This window comes from Desulfoluna spongiiphila, assembly GCF_900101345.1.
GTDB lineage: Bacteria > Desulfobacterota > Desulfobacteria > Desulfobacterales > Desulfolunaceae > Desulfoluna > Desulfoluna spongiiphila.
Genome location: NZ_FMUX01000001.1, coordinates 716,306 through 726,943, shown reverse-complemented (window position 1 = coordinate 726,943; position 10,638 = coordinate 716,306). Strand labels below are relative to the sequence as shown.

Here is a 10,638-nt window from a genome sequence, read left to right as displayed (position 1 = left end):
TGAATCCCTTCTGGCCCGGAAATACGCCGAAGCGAAAGGAGCCAAGTAATCATGACATACAGACACGGTGTTTACGCATCGCAGATGCCCACGTCCATCACGCCGCCCCGGAGGGTTTCTGCCTCATTGCCGGTGGTGGTGGGCACGGCCCCTGTGCACCTGGCCAAGGGCGGGGCAGGGCCGGTGAACAAGGTGACCATGGCCTATACCTATTCAGAGGCCGTTGAGCTGCTGGGCTATTCCGACGCCTGGGAGAAGTACACGCTTTGCGAGTTCATCTACTCCCACTTTGCCCTGTTCGCCCTGGCCCCCATTGTCTTCATCAACGTCTTTGACCCGGCGGTTCACAAGGCTGATGTGGCCGAAGGCGCGGCCACCTTTGCCGATGACGAGATCAAGCTGGACCACGGGGACCTCCTGGGGCCGGTGGTGGTGACCTCTTCGGACAAGTCCACCACCTACGTGGAGGACACGGACTATGAGGTGGACCGGGTTGCCGGGGTGATCCGGCGCATGGCCACCGGATCCATCACGGCGGGGGATACCATCAACCGAACCTACACCTATGCGGATCCGTCCAAGGTGACGGCGGCGGATATCGTGGGCGGGGTGGATTCTGAGACCGGGGCCCTCACCGGCCTGGAGCTGGTGAACGAGGTGTTCCCCAAGTATCGCCTGGTGCCCGGGCTCATCGTTGCCCCGGGCTGGTCTTCGGCCTCCACGGTGTCGGCGGTGATGACGGCCAAGGCCAAAACCATCAACGGGCTGTTCTCCTGCAAGGCGATTATCGACATCGATGACGCCACCGTGACCCGGTACAGCGACGCCCCGGAGTACAAGAACCAGAACAACCTCACCGATCCGGCCCAGGTGGTCTGCTGGCCCAGGGTGAAGCTGGGCACGAAGACCTTTCACATGTCCACCCAGCTTGCCGGGCTCATGGCCAGGGTGGATGCGGACAACGAGGACATCCCCTACGCCTCGCCCTCCAACCACAACTTTCAGATGGACGCCATGGTGGCAAACGGAAACGAGGTGTGGCTTCAGCCGGAGCAGGCGAATTATTTGAACGGCAACGGCATCGTGACGGCCCTGAATTTTATCGGTGGGTGGAAGTGCTGGGGCAACCGGACGGCCTGCTACCCGGCCAACACCGATCCCAAGGACTCTTGGGTTTCAGTAAGCCGGATGTTCACCTGGGTGGGCAACACCCTGATCCTGAGCCATTGGTCCAGGGTAGACGCCCCGGCAAAGCGGCGGCTCATTGAGACCATCCGGGATTCTGCCCAGATGTGGCTGGACGGGCTGGTGTCCCGGCAGTTTCTCCTGGGCGCGCGGGTGGAGTTCCAGGCCGATGAAAACGCGGTGACGGACATGATGGACGGGATTTCCCGGTTCCATGTCTACATGACGCCCCCGTCACCCGCCCGGGAGATCGACTTCATCCAGGAGTACGACCCGGCCTACTTCTCAACCCTTTTTGCATAATTTTCGCTTAACAGGTTTTCGGATGTCTACGCGTAGACATCCTTAAAACCACACAGGAGTGCGCGCATGAATACCCCTGAAGTATTGACCAACTTTCGCCTCTACTACGGCGGCGCCAAGGACATGATGGGCGTGGTGGACGTCACCGTGCCGGACATCGAGCCCCTGAACGCCTCCCTTAAAGGGGCCGGTATCCTGGGTGAGATCTCGGTTCCCATCCTCGGGCACATCGGGGCCATGGCCATGACCATCAACTTTCGGACCATCAGCCAGGACGTGAACCTCTTCAACATGCCCGTTCCCCACGTGGTGGACCTGCGCGGGGCCATGCAGGTCCAAGACACGGCAAGCGGCGTGCGAAAGGTGATGCCCGTGCGGATCTCCGGCCAGGGATCCACCAAAAAGACCAGCTTCGGCAAGTTTGCCGTGGGGGAGGGCAACGACTCCAGCGTGGAGCTGGAACTCACCCGCTTTAACCTCATGATCGACGGGATGGAAAGCATCCTCATCGACAAACTCAACAACCTTTACACGGTGAACGGCGTGGACTGTCTGTCCGATGTGAACAAGGCCTTGGGGCTGTAACGATCAAACCGATGTCTACGCGTAGACATTTTTGAAAAAGGGAAAACAAGATGGAAATCAAACTGAAAAAAGCGATCACCTTTGAAGGCAAAGAGATCAAAACAATCAACCTGGACCTGGAGGGGCTCACGGGTGAGGACATGGCGCAGGCGGAGAGGGAGTACTTTGCCACCGGCGGCCATCCTGTGGTGCCTCTTCTGACCAGCTCCGGGTTTTGCGCGGTGCTGGCAAGTCGCGCCACCGACCTTCCCTTTGAGGCGATTCGGGCACTGCCCATCAAGGACTGCCACCGGGTTGTCTCCGAGACCCAGGCTTTTTTGCTCGATACGGAGAGCTGACCTCCAGGCAAGTGAAGAAACTCTGCTTTGACATGGCAAGGGTATCCCACACCGGCGTTGATTTTTATTACCGGATGCCCCTGCCGCAACTCTCCGAGTGGTTAACCGTAATGAATGAGGCTGCAAGCGCATGACCGCAAAAGTATACACCCTGGGCTTTAAACTGGACGGTGCCATGACCCCGAAATTTTCCGGGGCCATGATGAACGCATCCAAAACAGTGGGCATGCTCGGCAAGCAGATCTCCTCCCTTGAAAAAAGCCGGGAGAAGTCCAACCGTTTTACCTCCCTGAAAAAAGAAATCAGGGAGACGGAACGGCAGTTCTTTGAAGCCCAGGAGGAGAGCAAGGAGCTTGCCGCGCAGCTGGCCGCCACGGCCAAGCCCACCAAAAAGTTAAAAAGCCAGTTTGACGCGGTAAACCGTAAGGCCAAAAAGCTGAAAACATCCCTGGGCAATCAGAGGGCTTCCCTTTCTGAGTTGCGGCGGGAGATGACCTCTGCCGGGATCAAGACGGCCCAGCTGGTGAAACACAATCAGAAACTGGCTCAGTCCATCGATACTGCGCGTCATAAGCAGGAGAAGCTTCAGAAGGTGATGATGAAGCAGAAGGCCCTGCAGGACAAACGCGCTGGGATGCAGGGCAAGCTGTTTGACGCGGCAGCCATTGGAACGGCGGTGGCGTTTCCGACCATGATCTCGGCCCGGTTTGAGCAGAGCATGGCGGAGGTGAAGGCCCTCACCGGAGCCACGGGGAAAGACTTCGAGGCCCTGACGGCATCGGCCCGGAAGCTGGGCTCCACCACCTCCTTTTCGGCCAGTGAAGCGGCCCAGGGGATGAAGTACCTGGGCATGGCGGGGTTCAGCACCACGCAAATCGTTTCCGCTATGCCGGGCGTGCTCAACATGGCCAAGGCCGGGGCAGTGGAGCTGGGCATGGCTTCGGACATCGCCTCGGACATCATGTCCGGTTTCGGCTTGGAGGCAACGGACATGGGCCGCGTCTCCGACGTGCTCACCCGAACCTTTACCAGCTCCAACACCTCCCTGGAGATGCTCGGGGAGACCATGAAGTACGTTGCCCCCATTGCCTCCAAGGCGGGGATGTCCCTGGAGGAGACCTCGGCCATGGCCGGGCTGCTGGGTAACGTGGGGATCAAGGCGAGCATGGCAGGCACCACGCTGAAGGGCATGGTGCTGGGTATTGCATCGCCGTCTGCAGAAGCATCCGAAGCCCTGGCAAAGCTTGGGGTCAGCACAGCCGATGCCGAGGGAAACATCCGGCCCATGACGGATATTCTCGGGGATCTCTCCAAGGCCACCAAGGGCATGGGCAACGCTGAAAAGCTGGACGTGGTGAAGACCATTTTCGGTAAGGTGTCGGCGGCGGGCATCACGGAGCTGCTCTCAAAGGCCGGTGAAGACGGCATTGAGGCATACGTCAAGAAAGTCAGGGAAGGAAAAGCCACGGCTGAATCCATCGCCAAGGTGATGGACAACACCACCATCGGGGCCCTGAAGGGGCTTGGTTCGGCTGCGGAGGGCCTTGCCATTGTCTTCGGCAATACCCTGACCCCGGTGATCACAGCCACGGCCCATGGCCTTGCCTTTGTGACGCGGGGCCTGACGGCAGCGGCGGAGAGGTTTCCCACCGTCACAAAGGTGGTGGGACTCCTCACGGGCGGGACCATTGCGTTGACCACCGCAGCTGTGGCGGGCGGATATGCCTGGACCTTTGTCAGCAGTGGCCTCCTCCAGGCAAAGAAAATGTACGAGCTGGTGAATCTGAGCATGAGCGCGGCAACCTTGAAAACCGTTGTGCTCTCCCGTGCTCAGAAGGTGGCGGCCATCGGCACCCGTATGATGACGGTCGCGCAATGGGCCTTTAACGTGGCCATGTCCGCCAACCCCATCGGTATTGCGGTAATGAGTGTTGCGGCCCTGGCTGCCGGGGCCGTGGCTCTTTATCGGAATTTTGAGCCCTTCACCAACCTGGTGGACAACACGTGGAAGCTGTTGAAGTCCTTCGGCGGTGGTGTCTGGGCTGGCCTGCAAGAGGGGCTTGAGCCCGTCATCGAGGCCGTACGCGAAATGAAGACAGCTGTGGGAGAGGCCTTCGGGGCTATCGGGGCGGCTTTTGCTCCGATCCGGGAGGCCCTGAGCTCAGCCTTCGGGGCCATTGGCGAGGCCTTTGCCCCGATTCGGGAGGCCCTGGGCTCAGTCTTCGGACCCATCGTCAAATGGTTCAAGGAGTTGATCGGTCCCATCGACGAAGGCGGCAAGGCCATGGGCGCCTTTGCGACGGTGGGCAAGGTGGTGGGCAAAGCCCTTGGCTTTGTGATGAAGACGGTTTTATTGCCCTTCCTTGCAACGCTGAAGGCCATCACCTTTGCGGCAAAGATGGTGGGCAAAGTGGTGAGTTTTTTTACCGGAGGAGACAAGGATAAGTCCGTTGCTCAGCCCGATGCAGCAACAAAAGCTAAAGTCGCGGAGTTGTCTCCTATCCTTGCCAACTCAAGGGGCCAAGCACAGCAACTTTCCCGTACGGCCAATGCCGAAGTCATAAAGCTTCAGACGGCCCGGGAGGCCGGAAGCCGTCAGGGCTTGTCCGAATTGAAACCCATGCCGACGCCTGCTGCCACCAACATCGAATACAAACCCACCATTCAAATTGCGGCGCATGGCTCCGACGTTGCGGGGTTCAAAGCTGCGGCGGACCAAGCTCTCATGGAGAGCCAAGACCAATTCCGAAAAACCCAGGCACAGGTTTATCACGACGACAGGAGGCGCGCTTTTGCCTGATTCATACACCACACGGCAGGGCGACATGTGGGATGCCATCGCCCTGACCCGCATGGGAAGCGAGATGCACATGGCCCGACTGATTGCGGCCAACCCGGAGCACCGGGAGACCGTGGTCTTCAGCGCCGGGATTGAGCTGGTGATCCCGGACACGGAAAAGAAAGCCGAAACCGTTTTACCCCCCTGGAAATTATGATGAGACAAGCACGACTGAACCTGACCTTTGAAGGCAAGGACATCTCGAAAGAGATCTCACCTTATTTAAAGAGCATGACCTACACCGATTTTGCATCGGGAAAGGCCGATGATCTTCAGATCACCCTGGAGGACACCGGCGGGCTTTGGTCCGGAGACTGGTTTCCGGAGAAGGGCTCCCGGGTAAAGGCGGAGATTGAGTGCTCGGCATGGGGCGACCTGGGGGATCTTTCTCTTTCCTGCGGATCCTTTCAGGTGGATGACATCACATCAAGCGGGCCTCCTGCCATCGTGACCATGAAGGCCATCAGCTCCATGACTTCCACGGCCATCAAGAACGAGTTGAAGGAACGGGTGTGGGAAGCCATCACCCTGGAGCAGCTGGCAGGGGGCATCGCGGCAGAGCACGGGCTCTCCCTTTTTTTCAGCGCCGACCAGGACGCACCGTATGAGCGGGTGACCCAGAGCAAGGAGAGTGATCTTGCTCTTTTGGCAAGGCTCTGCCGGGCGCGTGGGCTCAATCTGAAGATGGCCGAGGAGAAGCTGGTTCTCTATGAGGGGAAAACCTTTGAAGCCAAGGCTCCGGTGTTCACCTTGAAAAAGGGGGCCTCCGAGATTCTGACCTGGTCGTTCAATACCAAGTCCCACAACATCTATCGGGCATGCACGGTGCAGTTTTTTGACCCGACAAAAAAGAGGTTGGTGGAGCACACCTTCACCCCGGAGAACAGCCCGAAGACCGGTCAGACCCTGGTGGTGAACAGCCGGGTGGAGTCCATCGCCGAAGCCCAGACCCAGGCCGTGGCCGAACTCCGGAGCGCGAACAAGGAGGAGGTGAAGGCAAGCTTCTCCCTGGTGGGCAATCCCCGGGCCCTGGCCGGGCTCAATGTGCGGGTGGAGGGGTTCGGCATTTTTGACGGGATCTATTTTATCGACGAGGCCAAGCACTCCCTGGGATCCGGATACAAGACAAACGCAACCCTGAGAAAGGTGCTGGGGTACTGATGATCGAGATCGAAAAACGCTTGAAGGCCCTGGAGGAGAAGGTGAACAGCATGGTCCAGGTGGGCACGGTGACCGAAGTGGTGGGCGGATCCGTGAAGGTGGAGGTCCATGGCCACCCCACCCACAAGCTGCCGGTTCTCTTTCCAAGGACCCAGACGGATAAGTTCTTTGCCATGCCCGACGTGGGGGAAGAGGTGGCTTGTATCTTCCTTCCCATTGGCCTGGAACAGGGCTTTGTCCTGGGGGCGATCTACTCCGACGTGGACGCGCCACCTGCAGACGGATCCCACCTGACCCATGTGACCTTTGGGGATGGCTCCGTCATGGCCTACGACAGAAAAACGCACAGCCTGGACATCACGGTGAAGGGCGGGGAAGTGACGGTAAAAGCCGATAAAGTGACCCTGGATTGCGGCGGGGAGCTGGGCGGGGTGATCACGGACAAGTCCATTTGCAAGTTCGACGGCAAGCCCCATGTGGACGCATCAACAACAGTTATTGCGAGCAAATAATCATGGCAACAAGCGCAGCAGCCCTCGTGGCAGACATTATCAAGGAACTCAAAGTGGAAGGGTTCGCAACGGGCAACGAGTTTGCCCAGACAGAAAAAATGGCAGCGGCCCTGGGCCGGGCCGTCTACAAACACATGACCCTTCTGGACGACACCTCCGGAAGCCCGGCATCCAAAGGACACAGATAAATGGACGTGGGGACTTTCGGAGAGATTGTTTTTGAAACCAACCGCACGCGGATCCGCACCTTCGACGAGTTCAAGCGCTCATCCAAGGCGCGGTTTGCCGAACATGCCGTCACCGGGAAAAAGCCTGTCCTGGAGTTTCTTGGCCCGGGCCTGGACGAGGTGTCGCTTCAGATGATGTTTGCCGAAAGCCTGGGTGTCTCGCCTTCAGGTGAGATCGATGCCGTTCGCAAGGTGCTGGCCTCCGGAGAGGCAAAGAACCTGGTTGTGGGCGGGTACAACTTCGGGCGGTTTGCCACCACCTCCATGGAAGAGGATTGGCAGAAATTCGACGGCAAAGGGCGGCTCCTGGTTGCGGCGGTCTCTATCAAGCTAAAGGAGTTTGCGTAAATGGAATTGAATGTGACGGGGCAGCTGGACCGTGTGGTGATCGGAGCAACGGGCATCGATGCCATAGTGCAGCAGGTGCAGATTGTGTGCGCCACCCGGGTGGGGACTCTTCCCCTGGACAGGGCCTTCGGAGCACAGGCGGATTACCTGGACACGCCGCTTCCGGTGGCCAAGGCCAAAGCATCGGCAGCCGTGATCCAGGGGATTGAGACCTATGTTCCCGGGGTGGATGTTCTCTCCGTCTCCTGGGTGGCCGATGCCGAAAAGGCCCGGGCCGGGACACTGATCCCCGTGGTGAGGATTAAAATCAATGAGCCTTAAGAACCTTCCGGACATCCAATTTGTGGAAGCTGATGCCGAGAAAACCATCAGCAATATTTTAACCGTGCACGAGGGCATCACAGGCAAATCCCTGGCCCCTGCGGATCCGGAGCGCCTCTTCCTCATGGGCCTGGCCTCCATCATCGTGCAGCAGCGGGAGCTTATCAACCACGCGGGGAAGATGAACCTCCTGGCTTACAGCGAAGGCGATCACCTGGATCACCTGGGGGCCTTTACGGAGACGGAGCGGCTGGACTCCTCTGCCGCCGGAACCCTATGCCGGTTTTCCATTGCCGAGGCCCTGGGGTTTGTGGTGGCCATCAACAAAGGGACCCGCGTCTCTCCGGACGGCACGCTCTTTTTCAAGACGGAGAGCTATGCCGAGGTGGCCATGGGAGACACCTTTGTTGACGTGCCCGTAACCTGCATGGCCACGGGCACTGTGGGCAACGGCTACGTGCCGGGGCAGATCAACCAGGTTGTGGATCCGGTCCCCTATGTGGTGAGCGTTTCCAACACCATCACATCCACGGGCGGTGCCGACAAAGAAGGCAACGAGCCTTACAGGGAACGGATCCACAACGCCCCGGACAAGTACTCGGTTGCAGGTCCCGAAGGGGCCTACATCTACTGGGCCAAGTCGGCCCACCAGGAGATCGCCGACGTGGCCGTGGTCTCACCTGCAGACGCCACCGTCCAGGTGGTGGTGCTCCTCTCCGGAGGCAGGCTTCCGGATGAAACCATTTTGCAAACCGTGGCCGATGCCGTGACGCCGAAGAACCGAAGGCCCTTGACGGATAGGGTGTCCGTCATTGCTCCGGTGCCGGTGGGCTTCGACATCGATGCCGACTATTTTATTTCCGGAGAGAACCAGGAGGCCATTTCAGAAATTCAAAGCCGGGTGAGCAAGGCCATTGCCGACTACACAGCCTGGCAATGCGAAAAGCTGGGCCGTGACATCAACCCCGACGAACTGGTTTTCCGCTTAAAGAGTGCCGGCGCAAAACGCGTGGTGCTGCGGTCTCCCTCATTTCAAAAGCTGGCCACCACCCAGGTGGCCCAGGCAGGCACTCAAACCCTGAACTACGCGGGGGTGGAAGATGAGTAAGCGCCTGCCCGACATTACCTTTGCGGACATCCTCCCCGCGTCTATCTCCGGAGACGAAAGCATCCGGGCAGCCGCCAGCGCCATCGATGACGACCTGAAACAGATCAACCAGGCCATCGACTCCTTATATATATACAGCCGGTGGGACGAGCTGGAGGAGCCCCTCCTCACCCACCTGGCCTGGCAGTTCAAGGTGGACTTCTGGGACGACAGCCTGACCCTTGAAAAAAAGAGGGCCCTTGTCCGGAACTCCGTTGCCCGGCATCGACAAAAAGGAACCCCGGCCGCCATCGAGGGCGCCATCGCCGACGTGCTCGGCGGCGGCACCGTGGAAGAGTGGTGGACCTACGACGGCCAGCCTTACCACTTCCGGGTACGCGTGGAAGTCACCGACCAGGGCGTCACCGATCAGGCCTACGCCTGGGCAGATCAGCTCATCGAAGCCTACAAGAACGTCCGCTCCAAGCTCGATGCCGTGATCACATACCTGACAGGGCAGGGCACAATCCACATGGCCATGGCCGGACAATACGCCGAAACCGTCTCTGTCTTCCCCTGGCAACCCGAAAGCCTGGAAGAGTCCGGGCCCGTCTACTTTGGCCTGGGAACCCAGATGATCGAAACCACCTGTATCTATCCTTAAGAAAAGGAAACACCAATGGCAGAATCCTACTTCACAACCTTAACCAACACCGGCAAGGCGATGTTCGCCAACTCGCCGGTCCTGGGTACGCCCGTGAGCTTCTCCACCCTGGCCGTGGGTGATGGCAATGGATCCTATGCGGGCCTAGAGCTGGCAGCCATGCTTCAGCGGACCACGTTGATCAACGAAGTGTGGCGCGGAAGTATCAACCATATCTCTGTGGATGAAACCAACAGCAACTGGCTGGTGGTGGAGGCCTTCATTCCATCCGATGTGGGAGACTTCGACATCCGGGAGGTGGGCCTCTTCGACCCGGACGGCAACCTGATTGCCATCGGCAAGTATCCCCACACGTACAAACCCAAGATTATCCAGGGGGCGTCCAAGGATCTTTACGTGAAAATGATCCTGGAGGTTTCGGATAGTGCTGCTGTGGAGCTGAAGGTGGATCCGGCGGTGGTGCTGGCGACCAGGCAACATGTGGCGGATGAGTTGGAGGCGTATCCGGAGATGGTAAGGAAGGACGAAGATGGTAACGTCACTATTTCAGGACAGGGCTGCATGGGGTCGAAGCATATTCTTACCGAAGTTGGGGATATTGTCGTTCTTCCATTTGAAGCCACTGAGGCACAGTTGGTCGACAGAAGGCTTATGGAGTGCAACGGAGCCTCCGTTTCTCGAACGACTTACTCAAATCTTTTCGCTGCTATTGGATTGATGTATGGGACTGTCGATGATTCTCATTTTAATCTTCCGGATTTTAGGGGCGTATTTTTGAGGGGCTGGGATAATGGTGCCGGTATAGATCCCGATTCGGCGGCAAGGACTAATCGGGGAGATGGGAAGACAGGTGCTGTGCTCGGCACACAGCAAATGGACCAAAATAAAAGTCATGTGCATGGCAACAAAGGCGGCTATTCTAATGCTTCAGGGTATGCAAATTTTAATCTACTATATGTAGGTGGAGAAAACGAAAGAGGCAGTAATGATTCAACCCTCCCTGATGGTGGAAATGAAGCAAGGCCGAAAAACATTTCTGTTATGTATTGCATACGATATTAAAGGATG

General features: G+C 58.4%; 13 protein-coding genes. All 13 read left to right on the top strand.

Features of this window, described 5'->3' with window-relative positions; genetic code table 11:
- Positions 1–51: 51 nt before the first annotated feature.
- The 13 genes from BLQ12_RS03105 to BLQ12_RS03045 all read left to right on the top strand — a co-directional run bounded on the left by BLQ12_RS03105 (position 52) and on the right by BLQ12_RS03045 (position 10,632).
- Positions 52–1,488, top strand: coding sequence for a phage tail sheath family protein (locus BLQ12_RS03105; RefSeq protein WP_092208089.1), 1,437 nt, complete (start codon positions 52–54; stop codon positions 1,486–1,488).
- Positions 1,489–1,554: 66 nt separating this feature from the next.
- Positions 1,555–2,073: a phage major tail tube protein gene (locus BLQ12_RS03100; protein WP_092208087.1), complete on the top strand. Its 519-nt coding sequence runs from the start codon at positions 1,555–1,557 to the stop codon at positions 2,071–2,073.
- A gap of 50 nt (positions 2,074–2,123) precedes the next feature.
- Complete coding sequence (locus BLQ12_RS03095) at positions 2,124–2,411, top strand: phage tail assembly protein (RefSeq protein ID WP_092208085.1); 288 nt, start codon at positions 2,124–2,126, stop codon at positions 2,409–2,411.
- Between the two features lie 130 nt (positions 2,412–2,541).
- Complete coding sequence (locus tag BLQ12_RS27650; RefSeq protein WP_092208083.1) at positions 2,542–5,211, top strand: phage tail tape measure protein; 2,670 nt, start codon at positions 2,542–2,544, stop codon at positions 5,209–5,211.
- A complete protein-coding gene (locus BLQ12_RS27645) occupies positions 5,204–5,407 on the top strand; it encodes a tail protein X (protein ID WP_217640224.1) in 204 nt (67 codons plus the stop codon). Before BLQ12_RS27650 ends, BLQ12_RS27645 begins: the two co-directional genes overlap by 8 nt.
- Entirely contained in the window at positions 5,404–6,411 is a 1,008-nt protein-coding gene (locus BLQ12_RS03080; protein WP_092208079.1) for a phage late control D family protein, read from the top strand. The genes BLQ12_RS27645 and BLQ12_RS03080 overlap by 4 nt, the downstream gene beginning before the upstream one ends.
- Entirely contained in the window at positions 6,411–6,923 is a 513-nt protein-coding gene (locus tag BLQ12_RS03075; RefSeq protein ID WP_092208077.1) for a phage baseplate assembly protein V, read from the top strand. The genes BLQ12_RS03080 and BLQ12_RS03075 overlap by 1 nt, the downstream gene beginning before the upstream one ends.
- A 2-nt stretch (positions 6,924–6,925) precedes the next feature.
- Positions 6,926–7,111: a hypothetical protein gene (locus BLQ12_RS03070; RefSeq protein ID WP_092208075.1), complete on the top strand. Its 186-nt coding sequence runs from the start codon at positions 6,926–6,928 to the stop codon at positions 7,109–7,111.
- Positions 7,112–7,498: a phage tail protein gene (locus BLQ12_RS03065; RefSeq protein WP_092208073.1), complete on the top strand. Its 387-nt coding sequence runs from the start codon at positions 7,112–7,114 to the stop codon at positions 7,496–7,498.
- The gene (locus BLQ12_RS03060) at positions 7,499–7,819 is read left to right on the top strand and encodes a hypothetical protein (protein WP_092208071.1); all 321 of its coding nucleotides are present in this window, start codon (positions 7,499–7,501) and stop codon (positions 7,817–7,819) included.
- On the top strand, positions 7,809–8,927 hold the full coding sequence (locus BLQ12_RS03055) for a baseplate assembly protein (protein WP_092208069.1): 1,119 nt from the start codon (positions 7,809–7,811) through the stop codon (positions 8,925–8,927). Before BLQ12_RS03060 ends, BLQ12_RS03055 begins: the two co-directional genes overlap by 11 nt.
- Complete coding sequence (locus tag BLQ12_RS03050; RefSeq protein ID WP_092208067.1) at positions 8,920–9,570, top strand: phage tail protein I; 651 nt, start codon at positions 8,920–8,922, stop codon at positions 9,568–9,570. Before BLQ12_RS03055 ends, BLQ12_RS03050 begins: the two co-directional genes overlap by 8 nt.
- A 15-nt stretch (positions 9,571–9,585) precedes the next feature.
- Positions 9,586–10,632 (top strand): phage tail-collar fiber domain-containing protein, encoded by a 1,047-nt coding sequence (locus tag BLQ12_RS03045; protein ID WP_092208065.1) that lies wholly within the window; start codon positions 9,586–9,588, stop codon positions 10,630–10,632.
- Positions 10,633–10,638: the final 6 nt, after the last annotated feature.

Bases quoted from the DNA above. Each gene is read 5' to 3' on its own strand.
- BLQ12_RS03100 (WP_092208087.1), top strand. From the start codon at position 1,555: ATGAATACCCCTGAAGTATTGACCAACTTTCGCCTCTACTACGGCGGC.
- BLQ12_RS03055 (WP_092208069.1), top strand. From the start codon at position 7,809: ATGAGCCTTAAGAACCTTCCGGACATCCAATTTGTGGAAGCTGATGCC.
- BLQ12_RS03095 (WP_092208085.1), top strand. From the start codon at position 2,124: ATGGAAATCAAACTGAAAAAAGCGATCACCTTTGAAGGCAAAGAGATC.
- BLQ12_RS03045 (WP_092208065.1), top strand. From the start codon at position 9,586: ATGGCAGAATCCTACTTCACAACCTTAACCAACACCGGCAAGGCGATG.
- BLQ12_RS03065 (WP_092208073.1), top strand. From the start codon at position 7,112: ATGGACGTGGGGACTTTCGGAGAGATTGTTTTTGAAACCAACCGCACG.
- BLQ12_RS03070 (WP_092208075.1), top strand. From the start codon at position 6,926: ATGGCAACAAGCGCAGCAGCCCTCGTGGCAGACATTATCAAGGAACTC.
- BLQ12_RS03050 (WP_092208067.1), top strand. From the start codon at position 8,920: ATGAGTAAGCGCCTGCCCGACATTACCTTTGCGGACATCCTCCCCGCG.
- BLQ12_RS03075 (WP_092208077.1), top strand. From the start codon at position 6,411: ATGATCGAGATCGAAAAACGCTTGAAGGCCCTGGAGGAGAAGGTGAAC.
- BLQ12_RS03105 (WP_092208089.1), top strand. From the start codon at position 52: ATGACATACAGACACGGTGTTTACGCATCGCAGATGCCCACGTCCATC.
- BLQ12_RS03060 (WP_092208071.1), top strand. From the start codon at position 7,499: ATGGAATTGAATGTGACGGGGCAGCTGGACCGTGTGGTGATCGGAGCA.
- BLQ12_RS03080 (WP_092208079.1), top strand. From the start codon at position 5,404: ATGATGAGACAAGCACGACTGAACCTGACCTTTGAAGGCAAGGACATC.
- BLQ12_RS27650 (WP_092208083.1), top strand. From the start codon at position 2,542: ATGACCGCAAAAGTATACACCCTGGGCTTTAAACTGGACGGTGCCATG.